General features: G+C 53.6%; 17 protein-coding genes and 1 pseudogene. 14 read left to right on the forward strand and 4 right to left on the reverse strand.

Annotation, left to right across the window (positions count from 1 at the left end; all coding sequences use genetic code 11):
* The first annotated feature begins 50 nt into the window (after positions 1–50).
* The 6 genes from PM3016_RS16680 (at position 51) to PM3016_RS16705 (ending at position 3,957) form a co-directional block, all read left to right on the forward strand.
* Positions 51–1,100 (forward strand): NAD(P)-dependent alcohol dehydrogenase, encoded by a 1,050-nt coding sequence (locus PM3016_RS16680; RefSeq protein WP_013916863.1) that lies wholly within the window; start codon positions 51–53, stop codon positions 1,098–1,100.
* A gap of 85 nt (positions 1,101–1,185) precedes the next feature.
* Positions 1,186–1,662, forward strand: coding sequence for a cyclophilin-like fold protein (locus PM3016_RS16685; RefSeq protein WP_013916864.1), 477 nt, complete (start codon positions 1,186–1,188; stop codon positions 1,660–1,662).
* Positions 1,659–1,967 carry a hypothetical protein gene (locus PM3016_RS16690; protein ID WP_041619140.1) on the forward strand — a complete coding sequence of 103 codons (309 nt, stop codon included), beginning with the start codon at positions 1,659–1,661 and terminating at the stop codon, positions 1,965–1,967. Before PM3016_RS16685 ends, PM3016_RS16690 begins: the two co-directional genes overlap by 4 nt.
* Positions 1,964–2,395, forward strand: a complete 432-nt coding sequence (locus PM3016_RS16695) for a glycerophosphodiester phosphodiesterase family protein (protein ID WP_041619142.1) — start codon at positions 1,964–1,966, stop codon at positions 2,393–2,395. The genes PM3016_RS16690 and PM3016_RS16695 overlap by 4 nt, the downstream gene beginning before the upstream one ends.
* A 77-nt stretch (positions 2,396–2,472) precedes the next feature.
* On the forward strand, positions 2,473–2,679 hold the full coding sequence (locus tag PM3016_RS16700; RefSeq protein ID WP_013916866.1) for a hypothetical protein: 207 nt from the start codon (positions 2,473–2,475) through the stop codon (positions 2,677–2,679).
* Between the two features lie 108 nt (positions 2,680–2,787).
* Positions 2,788–3,957 carry a DUF4317 domain-containing protein gene (locus PM3016_RS16705; RefSeq protein WP_014370230.1) on the forward strand — a complete coding sequence of 390 codons (1,170 nt, stop codon included), beginning with the start codon at positions 2,788–2,790 and terminating at the stop codon, positions 3,955–3,957.
* On the opposite strand, the gene PM3016_RS16710 is transcribed toward PM3016_RS16705, so the two are convergent.
* Positions 3,954–4,508: a hypothetical protein gene (locus tag PM3016_RS16710; protein WP_014370231.1), complete on the reverse strand. Its 555-nt coding sequence runs from the start codon at positions 4,506–4,508 to the stop codon at positions 3,954–3,956. The genes PM3016_RS16705 and PM3016_RS16710 overlap by 4 nt on opposite strands.
* Positions 4,509–4,596: 88 nt before the next feature.
* Positions 4,597–5,424 (reverse strand): AraC family transcriptional regulator, encoded by an 828-nt coding sequence (locus tag PM3016_RS16715; protein ID WP_013916869.1) that lies wholly within the window; start codon positions 5,422–5,424, stop codon positions 4,597–4,599.
* 124 nt (positions 5,425–5,548) lie between these two features.
* Here PM3016_RS16715 and PM3016_RS16720 point away from each other — a divergent pair, with 124 nt between their 5' ends.
* Positions 5,549–7,855: a glycoside hydrolase family 2 gene (locus tag PM3016_RS16720; protein ID WP_014370232.1), complete on the forward strand. Its 2,307-nt coding sequence runs from the start codon at positions 5,549–5,551 to the stop codon at positions 7,853–7,855.
* A 226-nt stretch (positions 7,856–8,081) separates the two neighbouring features.
* Positions 8,082–9,365, forward strand: a complete 1,284-nt coding sequence (locus PM3016_RS16725; RefSeq protein ID WP_014370233.1) for a cellulase-like family protein — start codon at positions 8,082–8,084, stop codon at positions 9,363–9,365.
* Between the two features lie 55 nt (positions 9,366–9,420).
* Here the strand turns inward: PM3016_RS16725 and PM3016_RS16730 are convergent, their stop codons facing one another.
* A complete protein-coding gene (locus tag PM3016_RS16730) occupies positions 9,421–10,347 on the reverse strand; it encodes an AraC family transcriptional regulator (protein ID WP_014370234.1) in 927 nt (308 codons plus the stop codon).
* Positions 10,348–10,427: 80 nt separating this feature from the next.
* On the opposite strand from PM3016_RS16730, the gene PM3016_RS16735 reads away from it, so the two are divergent.
* From PM3016_RS16735 to PM3016_RS16745, 3 genes and pseudogenes are all read left to right on the forward strand, one after another.
* A complete protein-coding gene (locus PM3016_RS16735; protein WP_014370235.1) occupies positions 10,428–11,210 on the forward strand; it encodes an SDR family NAD(P)-dependent oxidoreductase in 783 nt (260 codons plus the stop codon).
* Between the two features lie 16 nt (positions 11,211–11,226).
* Positions 11,227–12,375, forward strand: a pseudogene (dgoD, locus tag PM3016_RS16740) (galactonate dehydratase).
* A gap of 31 nt (positions 12,376–12,406) precedes the next feature.
* Positions 12,407–14,722, forward strand: coding sequence for a beta-galactosidase (locus PM3016_RS16745; RefSeq protein WP_014370237.1), 2,316 nt, complete (start codon positions 12,407–12,409; stop codon positions 14,720–14,722).
* Between the two features lie 89 nt (positions 14,723–14,811).
* On the opposite strand, the gene PM3016_RS16750 is transcribed toward PM3016_RS16745, so the two are convergent.
* Positions 14,812–16,263 (reverse strand): DUF5050 domain-containing protein, encoded by a 1,452-nt coding sequence (locus tag PM3016_RS16750; RefSeq protein WP_014370238.1) that lies wholly within the window; start codon positions 16,261–16,263, stop codon positions 14,812–14,814.
* A 313-nt stretch (positions 16,264–16,576) separates the two neighbouring features.
* On the opposite strand from PM3016_RS16750, the gene PM3016_RS16755 reads away from it, so the two are divergent.
* The 3 genes from PM3016_RS16755 to PM3016_RS16765 all read left to right on the forward strand — a co-directional run bounded on the left by PM3016_RS16755 (position 16,577) and on the right by PM3016_RS16765 (position 19,570).
* Positions 16,577–18,163 (forward strand): hypothetical protein, encoded by a 1,587-nt coding sequence (locus PM3016_RS16755; RefSeq protein WP_014370239.1) that lies wholly within the window; start codon positions 16,577–16,579, stop codon positions 18,161–18,163.
* A 134-nt stretch (positions 18,164–18,297) separates the two neighbouring features.
* Positions 18,298–18,855: a PadR family transcriptional regulator gene (locus PM3016_RS16760; protein WP_014370240.1), complete on the forward strand. Its 558-nt coding sequence runs from the start codon at positions 18,298–18,300 to the stop codon at positions 18,853–18,855.
* A complete protein-coding gene (locus PM3016_RS16765; protein WP_014651020.1) occupies positions 18,848–19,570 on the forward strand; it encodes a CPBP family intramembrane glutamic endopeptidase in 723 nt (240 codons plus the stop codon). Before PM3016_RS16760 ends, PM3016_RS16765 begins: the two co-directional genes overlap by 8 nt.
* Positions 19,571–19,627: the final 57 nt, after the last annotated feature.

A 19,627-nucleotide genomic window follows, 5' to 3' on the forward strand; every position in this document is an offset into this window, starting at 1 on the left:
AATGCACTCGACAAAAACGATATTTCATGAATCGCAGGAGGTAATAGCAGATGATTACTGCCAAGGCACGAGCCGTATTCAGCCCCGAAGGTCCGTTCAAACCAACCACGATAGAGCGCAGAGATCTCGAGGCGCATGATGTCCTCATTGAGATCAAGTACGCGGGCATATGCCACTCGGACATCCATACAGCCCGCGCCGAGTGGGGACCGGTGAACTATCCTCTCGTTCCGGGACACGAGATCGCCGGAATCGTTACCCAGGTGGGTCCGGAAGTCACGAAATATGCCGTTGGCGACCGGGTAGGGGTAGGCTGTATGGTTGACTCCTGCAGAGAATGCCATCACTGCCATCAAGGAGAAGAGCAGTACTGCCTGGGGGGAATGACGGGCACCTATGGGGCGGTCGACAGGTACGGGCAGTATACGCAGGGGGGTTATTCTACCCACATCGTCGTAACGGAAGACTTCGTGGTTCGAATTCCTGACGGTATGGAGCTTGACGCGGCGGCACCGCTTCTGTGCGCAGGCATCACCACGTATTCACCGCTGCGTCACTGGGGGGCCGCTCCGGGCAAGAAGGTGGCTGTTGTGGGCTTGGGCGGGCTTGGACACATGGCTGTGAAGCTCGCTCATGCCATGGGGGCGGAGGTTACGGTTTTATCACAATCATTGAAAAAGAAAGAAGACGGCTTGCGGCTTGGCGCGGACCATTACTATGCCACGAGCGATCCGGAGACATTTCAGAAACTGGCCGGTTCGTTCGATCTCATCGTCAATACCGTAAGTGCGAAGATCGATATCAGTGCCTATCTTTCACTGCTGGCGCTGGACGGTACACTGGTCAATGTGGGTGCTCCCTCGGACCCGTTATCCGTGAATGTATTCTCACTGATCATGCACCGCCGGTCGTTTGCCGGATCGATGATCGGCGGCATCCGCGAAACGCAGGAGATGCTTGATTTTTGCGCAGAACACCGGATCACTCCCGAGATCGAGGTTATTTCCGCCAGCCGGATTGATGAAGCCTGGGAGCGTGTCCTGGCTTCGGATGTCCGGTATCGATTTGTGATCGACATCAGCACGATGGGGAATGAATAACGAAGTATCCCGGCAGCAACTTGGGGCACGCCTTCACCGGGGTGCCTCTTTCCGTGGAAGAGGAATAAAAGAAGCGGTGACCTAGATGAAAAATGTGATTACGCTATCTGCCGCGGCGGCCATCGTCCTTGCTTCTTGTGGAGGGGACACCGGCAGCAAGCGTCTTAAGGGAGGGAGTACCGTGAGCAGTGAGGTCAGAATCAAAATGTCTTTCCATAACCAAGAGGTTATTGTCAAGATGGATGATCATCCGACCAGCAGGGATTTTATCAATCAGCTTCCACTAACGTTGACCTTTGAAGATTACGCAGGCACCGAGAAAATAAGCATGCTTACGAGAAGGCTGAACACTGAATCCGCACCGTCGGGCTTCGATCCGGCAGCCGGCGATTTTACCTATTACTCTCCGTGGGGAAACCTGGCCCTTTTTTATCGGGACTTCGGTTATTCCAGCGGCCTCATCAAATTGGGTCATATCGAATCCGGAAGGGAAAAGCTTGCCGATCTAAACGGCGAGGTCACGCTGCAAAGGGTAGAAACCGGAGGGGGCGAATCGGAGTGAGGAAGGGCGTGGCACTGCATTCCATTCCAACGATCAGGCGCATTTTCGAGAAAGTGCTGGGTTTATCTTTGAAAGCTGTCATGCTGCTTTATTTCATTGTATCCATGCCTTCCTTAGCAAACGCGCAGGAAGCGGGGTTTCTAAGCAAGCCGATGATTGCCCATGCCATGGGGGGAATCAATGGACACCCTAACACCAACAGTTACGAGGCCTGGCAGGTGAACTATAACAAAGGGTTCCGTTTTTTTGAAGCCGATCTGATCAGTATTCGCCGCTTGATTTCAGGTGTATTGCACAGATCATGAAGCATTATCCTGACATGTATCTGGATATCGATACCAAAGAATTGGATCCTGCCGCGATAAAGAAGCAGTATTCGATGATCAAGCAGATTGCGGAGGAAGTGGATCCCGAAATTCTGGACAGGATCATTCCCGAGATCTATACGCCCGACATGTATGACATGGTCATAAACATCATCCCGTTCCAACATGTAATCTATTCGATTTATATGATTAACGACGATGACGACACCATCATCCGGTTTATGAATCAGCATCAGATCCGTGTGCTGGCAACCGATCCGGCAAGGCTGACAGGCGATTTTCTGAACAAGTTGAAAGAGAACAGCATCACCGTATATGCATTCACAGTGAACAGCCAAAGTGATTTCGCATCCTTGAAGGCAGCGGGCGTTCATGGTGTGTATACGGACTTCTTGCCGCCTTGTTAGCAGGAGGTATTGGATTGAAAAAAGGGGATTGAATTTGGCGCGGTCCGAATACAATTGGATTGGAGGTGACCAAGTGAATGTCCTCAGAAAAATACATAGTACAGGTGGAATTGTTGGTTGATAGCAGTCCCGCTTACCTTCAGGAGAAGGTAAATGCGTTTTTGTCCAAAATTCCCGGTCAGCATATTGTTGATATTAAAGGCTGGAGTACGGGGGATGATTTTTCGGACAGCCCGGTCAATTCATACGATGTCATTCTTGTAAGTTATAAGAAGTTTACCTAGGAATGAGCGGGCATGAAGTGAAACTTTGAGATTCCGTGTGAAGCAAAATGGGCTCCTATCGTTTATACTAATAAGGTCATAACTTTCATAGGAGCTGTCGAACCGATTATGAATAAAAAAGAAATCGCGCACATTCGCAAGCAATTCAAACTGGACCATGATCTGCTCAAGCTTTTCGATATTCTCAATGTATATGTCACAAAGGACAGCAGCGAAATCTATCATTACGAGTGTCTGCCGTTCGGCATGCTGGACAGAGAGAAGCAGGAACTCTATATGGGCAATTTCAAGAAACTGCTGACCGGCGAGCTGGATCAGAAGCTGTTCGAGTTACGATTTCAAGAGGAAGCGGAGGAGCCTACGAAGGTTCTTCTTCATCAAGCACTGTCGAGCGAAACGGAAGACTGGATGAACCTGATGCTCTTGCTGGTGGAGAAAATGCTGGCGGATACCAAGTATGAACGGGATACAGTGATCACGTTTGTCCGCGGGGAGTACTTCCGGCCGACCAAGAGCAGGAACGAGGAAGCCGAAGTGAGCGAGCGGGACGAGGTGTACGCGCATCCGTTCATTCTGGGCAGCGTGAACAGCACGGAACAGCAGCGCAAATCGCTGATATTCGATTATGTCGAGAGGGAATTCAAGTACAATTATATTGTAGATCCCATCATCAAATTAAGTGCGCCGGAGCAGGGATTCTTTTACCCCAGCGTGACGGACAACGCATCCGACGTTAACCACATTTTGTACTGCGCGGGCAAAGCCAATGAACTGAACCCGCACTTCATCGAACAGGTATTGAATGCGGAGAAGACGGTAACGGCGCAGGAAGAGCGATTCATTTTCGAAGAAATCGTGAAGGAAGTGGCGGGAGATCAGCTCGACGCGGCAACATTAGCTCATGTGTACGAGGAGATCAACCGGGTGATCGAAACGAACGAGGAGGAAGAACCTCCTAAGCTGGATTATAAAGATCTGGAACGTGTGCTGACCGCCAGCGGCGTGGAGGATGTCACATCGGAGAAGGTGGAGCAGGCGTTCCAGACGGTCGTCGATGACAGGAACTTTGAACTCAAAGCCAGCAGCGTGATTCCGAAGTTCACCTCGAAGTCGATCAAGATCGATACGAAGGTGGCCACCATCTCGGTCAGCCCGCAGGATTTAAGGTATGTAAGACAAGTGAATTATCAAGGGAAACGCTGCATTTTGATCGAGGTGGATGAAGACGCCGTCATCGAAGGGTTTACGCTCAATACGGAGACGCTGCAGCTTGACTAGAGAACTTCTTCGAGCTCTTCCTGAGGGAATGGAGCAGGAGTACATACCAGTTCGTTGGTCATATGTTCATACCAGACGACCCAATCATTGTCGGTGAGGATTTGGTAACCCGCCTCTTTCGTAATCCCGCCCGACTTCATCTTGTCTATGAGGTCGAACAGGGCCAGCACTTCCCAGCCCGGCGTATCCGCTGTTATCAGGCCTGCAGATCTGCAGGCCTGTTTCTTTTGCAGGCTCCGCTCCTCGTCTTCACTCTCTGGCTGGAGCCGATCTGCCATTCGAACCATCAGCTCCTGCAGCAGCCTGCCCTCCGCGGCCTCTTCCATGACCCTCAGTTCCCCTATCAGATCAAGGATCAACCGATCTCTTTCCCTTAGTTTCCCGGGCAGCAGCGGCTTCAGGGAGGAGGCTGGGATTTCCCAGCGGCTCTTTCTCCCTTTCCTCTGGTAGCCCGTCAGCTCCCCCAGTGCCAGCCACTGATAGATTTGGCGGGGTTCCTTGCCCAGCATCACGGCCGTTTCTTCCACAGTAAAGAACTGTTCCATCGACATAACATCCCTCCTGACAGCGATTCTTCCGGAATGGAATTGGTATATTCATAGCTATGCCGCCGGCCTCGCTCTTATTCTTAGCTGCTTTTTAATAATGATGAATCTTCCTGAACTGGTTGGGACTCAGCTGTTCCTGTTTTTTGAAGACGGAGCAGAAATAGTTCGCATCGCCAAAACCGGTCAAATAGGCGATTTCCTTAATCTGCATCTGGGGGTGCTGCAAGAGGAGCTCTTTGCTTTTTTTGATTCGGACGGAGTTAATATATTGAAAAATGCGGTTATTGGTCGTTTTTTTGAATACCGTACATAAATGCTGCGGCGTAATTCCGGCAATCTCGGCCATCTCCTCCAGCGCAAGCGGCTTGTCATAGTTCTGTTCAATATACTCGAAGACGGGCTTGAGTTTGAAATTCAGGCTGGTGGCGCTGTTGTTCGGATGAATGGAGGTATACTGCACGATGTCCGTCAGAAGAGAGTAGATCATGCTGGAGCACTGCAGGCTTTGCAGCGTTCCCTCGGTTTGCAGGATATCCATGACGCTTTGGATCTTGGATGCAAAGATATCGGGTCTGGATACATAAAGAGCGCCTGAGGTTGGAATCCCCGCCGTCCGCTTCAAAAACGGCTCTACCTGATGGCCGTCGAACACGATCCAATCCACAGTCCAGGAAGGGCTTATGGCGTAATACTCATGGGGCACCCCTTTGAGAAGGAGCATAGCCATACCCTCTTTCACCCGATAGGTTCTTCCCCCGGTCAGCAGCTCGCCTTCGCCTTCCACGCATTGAATCCACTGGTGCAGATATCCATTCGGACGCACGACATGCTCCTGATTCCAGTTCGATCCCACATCCACCAGATAATACGGTAACTCCTTATCCGAATCCGTAATGACGGGTATGCGCCTTTTATACATAGAATCACCTTAATATTTTGATATAGGACTTAATATTGTTAGATTGTTTGGCTTATTGAGCGAATCTATAATTTGAATATAACAAAGACGCAGCCGTTAAGGCAACGAAAGGAGTTCATATTTGATGAGCCGGATAGAGACCGACATCATGCACGGTTGGGAGTTTACATTAAAAGAACCGGAAGATGAAAACTTCGAGGGGGTTCAGCTGCCGCACGATTGGGCCATCCACGCCCCGGTCAATCCCAATATGAAGCAGGGGGCCGCTCAGGGTTTCAGAGACCGATGGGGGATCGGCTGGTACAGGAGAAATTTGGCATTGGAAGAAATCAAGGAAGGTACTGTTTACCAGCTGCAGTTTGACGGGGTGTATGAAAACAGTACGGTATGGGTGAACGGGAAAGAGGCCGGCGGGCGCAAATATGGATACTCCAGGTTCACGCTGGATATCACGGAGTACATTCACGAAGGAGACAATCAGATCCTGGTGAAGGTGGACAACACGTCTTTTCCGGCCGACCGATGGTATTCCGGGGCAGGCATCTACCGCACCGTCAAGCTGCTGGAATTGAATCGGAATCACCTTCAACCGGAAGAAATTCAAGTAAAAACCGCCATCCATGGAGATATGGGCATTGTTACCATCACCACAGGGGTGTCCTCCTCCGTAAAAGCATGCCTTTCTGATGAGCATGTGCGGATTACAGGTGTATCCGCTCAAGACGGAACGATCCGCGTCGAGATCCCAAGCGTCAAGCTGTGGAGCCCGGAACAGCCGCATTTGTACCATGTGGAATTAGCCCTGTATGAGGGAAGCCAGATCGTGGATACCTATGGACTGCGCATCGGTGTCAGAGACATCCAAATGAAGGCCGGCAAAGGGATGTATATCAACGGCCGGAGGACAAAGATCAAGGGATTTTGCATTCACCAGGATGCGGGCTGCCTCGGCATTGCCGTCCGTCCGGAGATATGGAAGGACCGGCTGATGGCATTCAAAGCCATGGGCTGCAACGCGATCCGAACGGCTCACCACATGCCCGCATCGGAGCTTCTCGATCTGTGCGATGAACTCGGGCTGCTCGTCTATGAAGAGCCGTTCGATAAATGGACCGGCGGCTCATACCGAAGGTATTTTGCGACGGAATGGCAGGCCGACCTGGAATGTATGGTGAAGAGGGACCGCAATCATCCGTGTATCTTCATGTGGGGCGTCGGCAACGAAGTCGAATATCAAGGGCAGGCTTCCATGCTCGAGATCTTGAAGATGCTGAAAGATCATCTGCTCACGCTCGATGATACCCGGCCGGTCACCTATGCGATGAACCCGCACTTTAAATACGAGAGTAATGCAGATCTCTCCCAAGTGAAGGATATTCAACAGTTTGTGGATGAAGTCAGCGATACGGAAATCTATGATGGGGATGAAAGAGTGGAGCGGATCCGGCGAATTGCCGAGATCGTCGATGTGATCAGCTGCAATTACCAGGAGCAGTGGTATCCCGCCATCCACGAGGCCGTTCCGGATAAACTGATTTTGGGAACGGAGACCTACCAGTTTTTCAGAGGGCACTCCGATCAGATGCAGAATTTCAGTGACGAAGTTCCATGGATGGATGTGGAAAAGCACGATTATGTCATCGGAGGGATGCTCTGGACGGGGATCGATTATCTGGGCGAGTCGATGGGATATCCGGCCAAAGGATGGGCGGGCTCCTTATTCTGGACGAACAATGAGCGTAAGCCGCTTTCTTATCTGTATGAGAGCTATTGGTCGGAGGAACCGATGGTCTATTTGGCCGTCATGGACTATTCGCTTCAGGATGAAGGGGTGAAGGAGCATTGGGATACGCCAAGATATGCGAGCCATTGGAATTTTCCGCAGTTCAACAAGACCGTCATTCCCTATATGATCGCCACGAATTGTGAGGAAGTCACCGTGGAGCTGGGCGATAAGCGGATGTATGTGAATAAACCTTCCTCCTATCCGAACCGGATGATTACAGGCTATCTCCCTTACCTGCCGGGAACGATCACGGTCCGGGGCTTTATCCGCGGACAAGAGGTATGTCAGTATGCGGTGAAGACAGCGGGGCCGGCTGTGAGACTTGGGTTTGATAGGGAAGAACTCCAACTGGCAGCCAAGGCGGGTTATCAAAAGCTGTTCACCGTCCGGGCAAAGGACAGCGAGGGAACACCGGTATTTCGGGACAGCTCCAAAGTCACGTTCCACGTGAGCGGACCGGCGGTGATCCTTGCTGTAGATAATGGGGATCTCAGTTCAAGTGAGTCTTACGACGCTCATTGGATGCATATGTACCGGGGATGTGTCAGCACGGTCATCCGGTTCACGGGAGAACCGGGGCGTGTCGTATTGTCCGCGTACTCGGAAGGAATGCATCCTGCCGAGCTTGTCATCCATGTGATATAGCAAGATGAAATCGAGTCCTGGCGAGATAGGAATTCATATATTGTAAGCAAAGCCGATGGTTCTAGTAACCCATCGGCTTTTGACATATGATTTACTGTTCAAAAGTGGACGAATCCGAATTTTGTCCATATCCAAAGGACCATTTGCTATGGTGATGGGGCCTGTTCGGTAGTAGTGTAAGAGAAGGCAAATCTACTAGACCGAATCAGGCCCTGAGGTGAATGAGATGAACGACAAGGCTGCGCATCTTCCGCGCAAACTGACCTTAACGATGTGGGATTTCTCCTGGTATACGATGACGATGCCCGGTGAGCCCTACCATGACCTGAAGGCGCGCTTCGAAGAAGCGGTCGACCGGGGATACAATACGATCCGGGTCTGCGCCATGCCGTACCTGCTCTTTACGGCCGAAGGCAAGCGGCCGGGCCCGCTGCGGTTCGGCAGTCTCGGCAAGGTCGGACAGCGTACCCGCTGGTACAACTGCCAGGGGGGCGCGGAGCTCGACGGGCATGCGCACCTGCTCGAGCTGTTCAAGCAGGCGAAGGCCCACGACTGTTATCTGATTCTCACGTCCTGGGAGTATCAGCAAAGTCCCAGCTTCCTGGCGGAGCCTGAGCTGTCCGGCAAGCTGCTCGGCATCCCCCCGAAGGAACGGTTCCTGGCCCTGGCCCGATCGATGCACAGGCTGCTCCAGTTTGTGAAGGCAGCGGGCTATGCGGATCGAATCGCCTATGTTGAGCTGCACAACGAAGTGGAATTCGGCCGGCTGACGCAGGTCGCCCTGGATCAGGGGATCGAGGCCTCGGATGTGTCGGGCACGGTAGAGGTCATGCAGCCGTACATCGAGGAGGCGGTCGGTTATCTGCGCGAACGTCATCCCGATCTGCTGATTACGGGTTGTTACACGCTCAACGAGCCGTATTCCAAGCAGTATGTGGCCCGTAACATGCAGGTGGCCCATTTTCATCTGTATATCAAAGGTGTGCTGCAGGAGCTGATGGATGCGGCCGGCATCACGGACGAAGCGGCGCCGTTCCCCAATAGGCTCGTCCGGTCGCTGCTCCGGGACGATGCCCCGCCGGTGGAGAGCTGGACCCTGCCTCCAGGCGAAGCATGGCGGATGGAAGGCAATCCGGTCGGTCTGAGGCTCTTGTACCTGCACGATTGGGCGGATCCGGTCAAGTGGGATTTGTATCTCTATGACCGGTACGGCGATCACAAGCTCGCCATGCTGCAGAAGGCCGACAGCCGGCTGGGGGAGCTCGAGGAGTGGGTCAGACGATCGGGGCTGCCCGTAGTGATCGGCGAAGGGTACGTCGGCTACACCCCTTTATATGCGCAGTTCGAGGAAGGCCCCGTAGGGAAGTTCATTGCGGAATATGCGATTAGGAAGGGCATGAAGCTGGGCTTCTGGGGGATGACGCTGGGCTCCAACTGCGCGCCTCACCATCCGTTCTGGAATGATATCGAATGGCAGCGGAAGTGGAACCGGTACATATTGGAATCGTGAGAATACATGGAATGGACCTTCCTGGGCAGGAAGGTCCATTTGTGTAATTGCCGCCCTAGCCTTTCATCTTCTCCCGGTAGGTGGAGGGAGAGACGCCGATGCTTTTGCGGAACGCCCGGGAGAAATAGAGAGGGTCCTTGAAGCCTACCCGGCCGCTGATCTCCTTGATGCTCCAATCGGTTAAGTCCAGGTAGGTGCAGGCTTGCTGGATTTTGAGCTGCTGAAAATAGTGGGCCGGCGATTGGCCGGTTACGCTCTTGAACACGGACAGATAATGAGAGCGGGAGAGGTTCGCCTGCTCCGACAGCTGGGCCAGGCTGAGATTCTCGGCGATGGACTGTTTCATATAGCGGATCGATTGTTCCACGTACCCGTTCGACAGCTGATCGGCTTCCGACGGGCGCTGGAGAGCAAGCATCCCCAGAATCTGCCCCATGAATTGATTGGCATGCAGGCAGTGGGGAAGGGAGTAGCCTTTCTCCGACAATAACGTGTAACAAGCCTGAAACCATTCAGTCAAGCGGAGCGCGTCCTGGGCGTCCAGCCGGAGGAGACTGCGCGAGAGAGGGAGCAGGTCGATATAATGCTGAGCCTGGTCTCCGCGGAAGTGGAACCAGTAAATGCTCCAGGGGAGGGTGTCTGAAGCGCCGTAGGCATGCGGGACATTCGCCGGGATGACCAGCAAATCGTACTTTTTGACCAGCTGTGGGGGTTGATCTTCGATCCGGACCCAGCCTTCACCGCCCGAACAAAAAATAAGAATATAGGCTTCACAGCCTTCCTTTCGTTCACGGTAATGATGCCTGGCATGCGGGAAATAGCCGATATCCGTCACAAACAGGCCGCCCGCCAGCGGATGCTCCGCATAGTCCCGCACAAACTGCTCCGGCAGCACAAGCAGCATCTCCGACTGGAAGCCGTCCTTTTTGCGCGTCATGGCGTTCGGTCCCTTCATCAGACTTTTGTCCATCATCTTCATCATATTGTGAATTCTACTTGACCCTGCCGGAGAAGTAAAGTGAAGGTACGCTATCAATGAAGCCTGCTAAGGAGAGAGTGCGAATGCGGTTGGAGGAACAAGTGGTGATCGTGACCGGCGCCGGCAAAGGAATCGGGAGGGGGATTGCCGAGCAGTTCGCTTCGGAAGGGGCGATGGTGATCGTGGCCACCCTGGTTCCCGAGGAAGGAAGAGAGACGGAATCGGCTATTCGTGAGAGGGGAGGGAAAGCGATATTTATCGAGACGGATGTGAGCTCGGAAATCAGCATCATTCGCATGATGGATCATACGGCCCGTACCTGCGGACGCATCGATGTGCTGGTGAATAACGCGGGCATCACCGTCTTTAAGCCTCTGCTGGAAGCGACGGTTGAAGAGTGGGAGAAGGTGATGAATATCGACCTTCGGGGCGTCTTCCTGTGCAGCAAGTACGCAGCGCTTCAGATGAAGAAGCAGGGGAAGGGGGCGATCATCAACATCTCATCGAATCACGCCAAAGCCACGCTGCCGGATACGGAAATGTACGCAGCGGCGAAAGCGGGCGTGAACGGAATGACACGCAGCATGGCCCTGAGTCTCGGGAAGCACGGGATCCGCGTGAATGCGATATGTCCCGGGTTCACGGATACGCCCCATTACCGGAAGTGGCTTCAGGCAAGCGGCCATGCGTCCGTTGTAGAGGAGGAAGTGCTTGCGCTGCATGCCGGCAGCCGGATCAGCACGCCCGGGGATATTGCCCGGCTGGCGGTATTTCTGGCCTCGGACGATGCTGAGATGATTACCGGCACGGAGATGCTGATCGACGGCGGGATGTCCGCCCGGCTGTATAACTCCAGGCTGTGTTAAAACTAGGAGGGTGCCTATGAAAATAACAAGCTATGAGCTGTTCCAGGTTCCGCCCGCGGTGGCTGTTTCTTAAGATAGAGACGGATGAAGGGATTACAGGCTGGGTGAGCCCGTCGTGGAGGGGCGCGCTGCTACCGTGAAGGCATGCGTTCACGAGCTGATGGAGTATCTGACCGGCAAGGATCCGCTCCGGATCGAAGATCACTGGAACCTACTGTACCGCTCGGGCTTCTACCGCGGCGGCCCCATTCTGATGAGTGCGATCGCCGGGATCGACCAGGCTCTGTGGGATATCAAGGGCAAGTATTACCATGCCCCGGTGTACCAGCTTCTTGGGGGCGCCTGCCGCGATTCCATCCGCGTGTATTCGTGGATCGGCGGCGACCGGCCTTCCGATGTGGCCCGGGAGGCGAAGAAGGTGATGGATATGGGCTTTACGGCGATCAAAATGAACGGTACCGAGGAGCTTCAATATATCGATTCCTATCGCAAAATCGACGAGACCATCGCCCGGCTTGCAGCCGTCAGGGATGCCTGCGGGAAGGAGCTTTCGATCGGAGTAGATTTTCACGGGCGGGTACATAAGCCCATGGCCAAGATCCTGGCGAAGGAGCTGGAGCCCTTCCGCCTGATGTTCATCGAGGAGCCGGTGCTGGCGGAGAATAACGAGGCGCTGCGCGAGATTGCCCGGCATACCTCCATCCCCATCGCGACCGGCGAACGCATGTATTCCCGCTGGGACTTCAAAGGCCTGCTGGCTGACGGGGTGGTCGACATCATCCAGCCGGACCTGTCCCATGCGGGCGGGATCACCGAATGCAAGAAAATCGCCGCCATGGCTGAAGCGTACGACGTGGCGCTGGCTCCGCATTGTCCGCTGGGCCCGATTGCGCTGGCCGCGTGCCTGCAGCTGGATGCGACGGCGCACAACGCTTTTATTCAAGAGCAGAGCCTAGGCATTCATTACAACGAATCGAATGATCTGCTCGACTATCTCTCCAATCCGGCTGTGTTCACCTATCAGGATGGTTATGTCCAAATCCCGCAGGGGCCGGGACTTGGGGTAGAGATCAATGAAGAATATGTAAGGAAAATGGCCGAAGCCGGGCACAACTGGCGAAATCCGGTATGGCGGCACCAGGACGGCAGTATTGCCGAATGGTAACCTGCAAGCGAATGAAGGAGGAGCAGTGGCGTTGAACCTATTGTCCATGAAGCTGAGCGGCACCCCTAAAGCCATCTCACACGGCAAACTTGGGGATTGCAGGGGTATCAACCCGAAGGGTGAATCCATCGGATTCACCAACTTCTATATGACCCGGGACGGGGAACCCGTTATTCCCGTTGTGGGGGAATTTCATTTCTCCCGGTTTTCCAGCCTGCATTGGGAAGAGGAGCTTCTCAAGATGAAGGCGGGCGGCGTAACGATCGCCGCTACATATATTTTCTGGATTCATCACGAGGAAGAGGAAGGCTGTTTCCGCTGGGGGGAGCATCTCGATCTCAGGCATTTCGTCGACCTGTGCGGCAAACTGGAGCTGCCGGTCATCCTGCGGATCGGCCCGTTCTGCCATGGAGAAGTTCGCAACGGGGGGATCCCGGATTGGGTATTCCGCAAGCCGCTGGAGATTCGTTCGAATGACCCGCAGTACCTGGCCCTGGTGCGAAGACTGTACCGCGAGATCGGCAAACAGATCAAGGGGCAGCTGTTTCAGGACAGCGGCCCGGTGATCGGGATGCAGTTGGAGAACGAATTCATGCACTGCGGTGCGCCGCTGGACGCCTGGGGATATCAGAGCCGCGTCTTCATGTCCTCCGGCAGGGGAGGCAATGAGCACCTGGCTGAGCTGCGCCGGATTGCGGAGCAGTCCGGGATGAAGCCGGTCTTCTTCACGGCTACGGCCTGGGGAGGGGCGGCCGTACCCGAGACGGATACGCTGCCGATGCTGGCCGGGTATGCGTATACGCCGTGGATTCCGAATCAGCCGCCGAGCCGCGAGTACATCTATCGCGATTTGCATGCGAAGCCGATGGAAGCCGTGGGCTATGACACGCTCCAATATCCAGTCGCGTACTGCGAGATGGCGGGGGGCATGCAGGTCAGCTATACGGCACGCCCGAAGGTAAGCCCGGACAGCGTCGAAGCGATGACCCTCGTGAAGCTGGCGAGCGGAAGCAACCTGCTCGGCTATTATATGTACCATGGGGGCTCCAACCCCCGGGGCGAGACTGCGTATCTGAATGAGTCGGGCCTTCCCCGAATCACCTATGACTATCAAGCCCCGCTGGGCGAGTTCGGCCGGATGGGCCCATCGTATGACCGCATTCGCTCGCTGTCCCTGCTGCTGGATGCCTTCGGGCCGGTCCTGGCACCGATGGGCACGGAGCTGCCGGAGGGCCAATCCGAGGTGAAACCAGAGGATGTGGAGACGATCCGCTGGTGTGTTCGGCAGAAGGACGGAGGCGGTTTCCTCTTCCTGAACAACTTCCAGGATCATGTGGAGCTGCCGGATCGCGAGGGGGTCCGCGTCGAACTGGACACAGGCGTGGGAACCGTATCCTTTCCCCGGGAAGGCACGATGGTCCTCCGGAGCGGAATGGGGGCCGTCCTGCCGTTCCAGCTGGAGCTGTATGGGCTTCATATCCTCTCTGCCACCGTGCAGCCGCTCACGAAGCTGGATTCGGACGAGGAGCCGCTGCTTGTGTTCCAGGCCCTGAGCTCCATCCCGCCGGAGATGATCTTGGATAAGCAGACGGCGGCAGGCATTACTGCGCCAGGCGGGGAAGTGATTGAGGAGGATTCGGTCTGGACCGTTAAGCCGGCCGTCGGGCAGGGCCATTGGGTCGAGGTCCGGAGAGCGGACGGAGGCAAGGTAAGGATCGCCGTACTCTCCCGGGAAGAAAGCCTGCAGGCCTATAAGCTGAAGCTGTGGGGAGAAGAGCGCCTGGTGCTGAGCTCTTCCCGGCTGTATGCGCACGGCGAGCGGCTGGTGTGTACGTCAGAGGGGAGTCACACTTGGGAGGTGGCCGTCTATCCTCCAGTGGCTTCAAAACTGAAGACGAGCACGGGCGGCATTACGGTGAAGAGGGCCGATGGTTTTGCTGTCTATCGCATCTCTGTGCACGCTTATGAGCCCGAGCTGTCGGTCAGCATCACCGGCGGGAAGCATGCGGCGGTCCGGATCGACCCGGCGTGGCCCGAGCAGGTGAGCGACGTGTTTCTCGAGATCGATTATTCGGGGGATGTGGCTGCCGCCTACCTCGGAGGAGAGCTGCTGACCGACCATATCCACTACGGCGAAGTTTGGCCGATCGGCCTCAAGCAGTTTCAGAACGAGCTGGAGCAGGAGGCGCTGCACCTGTCCATTACCCCTTTGCGCCAAGGAGAGGTTCATACGTTCGTCAATCAGGCGCTTGTCGAACGGTTTGAAGGGCAGGAGATTGCCGCATTCCACCGGATTGAAGCGACGCCCTATTACCAGGCTGCCTTATCGATAGTTTATAGCGAATAAATATCGAGCTGGCTGACCGGAATGGGCGTTATATGAAGGAAGGGAGCCGGGAACCCAAACAGCGATGCAGCCCAGCATCGCTGTTTTCATCAGGGGGCCATATCTTCCGTTACAAGTGTAAGATGTTCTTTCGTACTGAAGGGTGTGAATTGGATGACATACCAATAGGGATCCACACTATACAATTCTCGGCCATAGCCAACCGTGGCATGCTTGGAATAACCGGTTCCATCGATCCGTATTTTAGTAACATCAATATGAGAACCATGGCTTATTTTCCCTTGCAGAAAGTAAATCCACCCATCCCGGTATTGTAAGGAACTAAGTTGTCCGCTGCTGTCCCATACGTTCACCGTGTAGAGCTGGATGGACGTGGAACCGTCAAGACTAGTTTTGTAGATGCCATCGGTATCGCCTACCACCTTCGTATGATAGATCCACCCATCGACAATCAAGGGATTACTGAACAGATGTTTATCCGCTTGTTTTTTTCCCCGGCCGGATAAGTCCGTTTGAAATACATCGTAGGTTTCGTTTTGCTGGAAAAAGAGCTGCTGATTGGAGATAAAAAACCGGTGAATGCCCTTTTCCGGGATGATCTTCTCAGTGGATGAACCGTCCGTTTTCATACGGCTGATCCCGGAATCAGAGGTCTCCAAAAAATAAATCCAGTCTTGGTCCACTGCAAGCTGAGAAGCGGAAACAGCGGATAGCCTGGTCCGCTCCGTTCCATCTTGACGAATTTTATAGATCCCGCCGTACTGAAGAACACCATCCACATAGGTCCCCGTATCGATCGTATAATACAACCAATCTCCACTGGCATTGATCGATCTGGCATTATCGTCAGTCAGCTTGATTCTGGTTGCTCCATCTTTCGACCATTTTTCTAGGGAAGGTTGATGATTAAACGGATTGGTGAAGATCCAATCCCCGCTTGAGGCGAGATTCCCACCGATAAGCAGATTACGATGCGCGGCTGCCTCCTCCTGTTTTCTTGTATGTTCCTGTGTTTGTTCTTCACAAGCTTCAATAGAATACCCCTCTGAAGCATCCCATGCCGTCTGCCAATTGAATTCGCTATTGGTGAATCTCCATGTCATTGGGAAGTAAACGATATCGTTAAGAAACAGAATCGGATAAGGCTCCTCTGCATTCCGGATAATCTTCCCATTCACGGTAACAGGGAAAGGAGGCGGCACCGCCTGTTTGGATGTCAGCTGAACAGGGGCGGATTGGAGGTTCTGGGAGAAAGGTTGACATGCAGGCTGCCTGGTAATGTTCAGCCCCTTTTGCTGATCCCACTTCACTTTAAGTCCCAATGCGGCGGTGTTACTCCAAGTCATGGGAAAATAGGTGATACCTTCATAAAGAAACAAGGGATACGGGTTGTGTACATTGTCGAGAGAGGACCCGTTCACTGCTATAGGAAAAGCGAGAGAGTCAATCTCGTAACGGGCATGAGAGTCGGCTGCAAATGTGGTTTGGGCCAGCAGCGGAAGCGTGAAGACCATAGCAAGAACGCTTTTGATTCGTTTCATAAGATGGAAAATCCTCCTGTATCCAGTAAAATAAACTTCTTCGTATACATACTACTTGGGTTAAAGCTCACCACTGTGTGTCTTCCTCGGTTTCATCAAACAACGGTTCATGCGGTACAGCTCCTGCCCGGGTTCCAGTTAGCCCTATAGACGCAAGGAATTGTAAAATGTTTCTTGGCGGATCATTAGGAAATCTTTACTCTTTCCGGTAACGATGAGGAAGCTGCTTCTGTGCAACCTATAGGGCGTTACGGACGTCTCATTCCATGAATCGTTATTCATAAGAGAACGATCCAGAAGGAGAACGAGTCCAATGAAAAAATTCCGTTTGTCCGCCGCTGTCTTCGGGATCGCTGCGGTTCTAGCCTTGAGCAGTCCGCCGCCCGTCTCGGCAATGAAGGTCGGGGATGTGACGGGGCAGGTTCTATCTACCGATATTCATGCTTACGTGAACGGCGCCGAGATGCCCTCCCTTAATTTGAATGGGTACACGGCGGTCGCGGCGGAGGATCTGCGGGAATATGGTTTTGATGTGGCATGGGTGCCTCAGGAACGGAAGATTGTTATCCGCTATAGCGGGAAGAAGGAGGTACAGCCTCTGCCCGTCCAGACTGCGGCCCAGCCGCTAGGTACAAAGCTGGCGGATGTTCTGTATACGGACATCTCCGCATATTACGGTGACCATCAGATTCCTTCTTATAATATTGGCGGAAGAACCGTCGTTACGCTGAATGATCAGTCTGCTTTCGGTAGTGTCGTTTGGTCTGAGAAGGATCGGAGCATCAGCTTTACCCCCGCCGCCCACGATACCGGATGGTTCACCGCTAACCCGCTGGCCGTGCGGGAGACAGGCACGGTCCAGGTGGATCATATTTGGATCGGAGATCCGAAGATTACCTGGAACGGGGAGGAAGTCGGCCGGACGATCGATTATGTGCCTATGCTGGATGTGTCATGGCTTGCCGGCAAGCTGGGCTATACGGCGCAGGAAACGAAAGACGGCAGGCTGCGGGTTGACAATGGGACGGATGGATTTATCCTGAGGCAAGGCGATAACCATCCGGAATTGATCTGGTTTGGGACGACGGCAGGGAAGGTGGAAACATGGAAGGCACCGGTCAAGAGGAACGGCAAATGGCTGCTTCGGGAGCCGGACCTGAAGGAACTGTTCGGCTATGAGTCGGTGTGGAGCCCGGAGACACATATGGAGAACATCACGTACCGTAAGCTGATCGTCGAAGATCATGGGCTCAAGCGGCGAACGGATAACTTCAGTTATATTGTCCGGGCAGACGGGTTCTTGGAAGGAACCTCGAATCTTCCCTTCCTTGGACTTGAAAGAGAAATAGACGGGCAGATGGTACACGCCCCGGTTGTCGCAGGCGGCATGGCCGATGCGGCTGAAGGCGGTCCGAAGTATAGACTGGATACGGCAGTCCAACTGGAGCTGGGAACGAACCGGCTTCATCTTCGATTGACCCAAGGCTATCGCATATTATTCGACTCCGTGTATACGGTGGAGCTTCCCCTGCGGGAACTGGCGCCCATCCTGGACCGGAACACGTCTTACAGCTCCGGAGATTCCACCCGGCTTAAAGAGGTGTCCCCGGCAAAGGCGTATCAGGAAACCTCCGGCTCCGACATGACCTTCTCGGGAACGGCGGAGAAGATCAATGGCACGGAGTTGACTTTTATCATCGAGCGCAAGGCGGGTGAGGACTATGTGCCTTTGGGCGGCCCGGTACCGGCACCGTTCGAGGGCGACCGCTTCCAGACCAAGTTGAAGCTGCCGGAGCAGTCCGGGTTATACAGGGTGACAGCCTTGACCTGGGTTACCAATCCGAAAGGTTCGTTTCAGATGCCGGCGGCTTATTGGTATATTCAGAAGCAAGCCCAATAAATGCAAACCATCCATCCCATCGTTCGAAGGGGGATGGTTTTTTATTTTCTTCAAGGGATTGTAATCTGTAAATAAGTGGGATATGATCATCATTAAATATATCTTAAAGATATATTATGCATAAGGAGGGAAGCATGAAAAGAATCAACACAACCCATTTTGCCATCCTCGGCTTGCTTCGAATCAGACCCATGAGCGCCTATGAACTGGTTAAATTTTCGAAGGAAAGCATCGGATTGTTTTGGAACGAATCCTACGGGCATATCCATAAAAGCATCAAGCACCTGGAGCTCGAGGGAGCTGTGACGGTGGTGGAGGAGACAACGACGGGCAGGCCCAAAAAAGTGTATGGCATTACGCAGCCGGGATGCGAGCAGCTGGATTCCTGGCTGGCACAGGCTCCTGAGGAACCGGTGATGCGGAATGAACTGCTTATGAAAATCTTTGTTTCCGATGAACGCCATGTCCCTCACTTGGTATCGTATCTGGAGGAAGAACTGGAAGCAAGCCGAAGGTTGTCGGCTATGCTGGCGGGAATCAAGGCGATGGTAGAACCAAAGGAAGGTCATCAAGCGCGGCTCTGGCTGTTGACGCTCGAATACGGAGAAAGATACGTACGCATGACGGGCGACTGGTGTCAGTATGCGTTGAACATATTAACCGATGCGGACAGGGGACATGGGAATGAATAACAAACGCTGGAGCATGGCTCCGGTCCTTTGGATCACCCTGATCGTGTGCGTGCTGGCGCCGGCCCTTCTGTGGATTCGAAGGAATCAGCTTCTGGCTTTGGAGGTTTTTGAAAGGGAAGTGTATAATCAGGAGCTGAGCTATCAGGTCACGGTACTCTTTCTGGCCGTTATCCTGATTGGCATGGTTTATGGGCTGACAGGCAAAGCGGGTCTTGCCTATTTGAACCTGAAGAAGCGGGACGGGACCATTCGGCCTGAACCGTGGATCGGCATTACACCGAAAGAGACGGAAACGTGGAAACACTTGGGCTTCAACTTGGCAGTCATCATTACCTTGGTGACGGCGGTTGTGATTTACTTCCAGGTGATTCATGGGAAAAGCCTGAGCCTCGATCTGTTCCCCGGCATCTTATTGGTTCTCGTTTTTGCGCTTATCAATGCGTTCTCAGAAGAAATCATCTTCCGGTTTTCCTTTGTGGCCGTGGTGAGTCATACGGGATGCTCACCGTATTTAGCTCAAGGATTAGCAGCATCCGTCTTTGGGATCCTTCATTACTTCGGAACGCCAAGCGGGCTTCCAGGTGTACTGATGGCCGCTTTCCTCGGCTGGATCCTGGCCAAATCCATGATCGAGACCAAAGGTTTTTACTGGGCGCTCTGCATCCACTTCTTGCAGGATGCCGTTATTTTCTTTGCCTTATTCATGAAGCCGTAGCGGACTGCCGGAATTCATAATAAAAAAACAGGAGGCCCGAAAGCCTCCTGCTTTAAA

Origin of the sequence: Paenibacillus mucilaginosus 3016, from assembly GCF_000250655.1 — a bacterium.
Taxonomy (GTDB): Bacteria; Bacillota; Bacilli; order Paenibacillales; family NBRC-103111; genus Paenibacillus_G; species Paenibacillus_G mucilaginosus.

Coding starts and splice junctions, on each gene's coding strand:
- PM3016_RS16680 (WP_013916863.1), top strand. CDS start 51: ATGATTACTGCCAAGGCACGAGCCGTATTCAGCCCCGAAGGTCCGTTC.
- PM3016_RS16685 (WP_013916864.1), top strand. CDS start 1,186: ATGAAAAATGTGATTACGCTATCTGCCGCGGCGGCCATCGTCCTTGCT.
- PM3016_RS16695 (WP_041619142.1), top strand. CDS start 1,964: ATGAAGCATTATCCTGACATGTATCTGGATATCGATACCAAAGAATTG.
- PM3016_RS16700 (WP_013916866.1), top strand. CDS start 2,473: ATGTCCTCAGAAAAATACATAGTACAGGTGGAATTGTTGGTTGATAGC.
- PM3016_RS16705 (WP_014370230.1), top strand. CDS start 2,788: ATGAATAAAAAAGAAATCGCGCACATTCGCAAGCAATTCAAACTGGAC.
- PM3016_RS16710 (WP_014370231.1), bottom strand. CDS start 4,508: ATGTCGATGGAACAGTTCTTTACTGTGGAAGAAACGGCCGTGATGCTG.
- PM3016_RS16715 (WP_013916869.1), bottom strand. CDS start 5,424: ATGTATAAAAGGCGCATACCCGTCATTACGGATTCGGATAAGGAGTTA.
- PM3016_RS16720 (WP_014370232.1), top strand. CDS start 5,549: ATGAGCCGGATAGAGACCGACATCATGCACGGTTGGGAGTTTACATTA.
- PM3016_RS16725 (WP_014370233.1), top strand. CDS start 8,082: ATGAACGACAAGGCTGCGCATCTTCCGCGCAAACTGACCTTAACGATG.
- PM3016_RS16730 (WP_014370234.1), bottom strand. CDS start 10,347: ATGATGAAGATGATGGACAAAAGTCTGATGAAGGGACCGAACGCCATG.
- PM3016_RS16735 (WP_014370235.1), top strand. CDS start 10,428: ATGCGGTTGGAGGAACAAGTGGTGATCGTGACCGGCGCCGGCAAAGGA.
- PM3016_RS16750 (WP_014370238.1), bottom strand. CDS start 16,263: ATGAAACGAATCAAAAGCGTTCTTGCTATGGTCTTCACGCTTCCGCTG.
- PM3016_RS16755 (WP_014370239.1), top strand. CDS start 16,577: ATGAAAAAATTCCGTTTGTCCGCCGCTGTCTTCGGGATCGCTGCGGTT.
- PM3016_RS16760 (WP_014370240.1), top strand. CDS start 18,298: ATGAAAAGAATCAACACAACCCATTTTGCCATCCTCGGCTTGCTTCGA.
- PM3016_RS16765 (WP_014651020.1), top strand. CDS start 18,848: ATGAATAACAAACGCTGGAGCATGGCTCCGGTCCTTTGGATCACCCTG.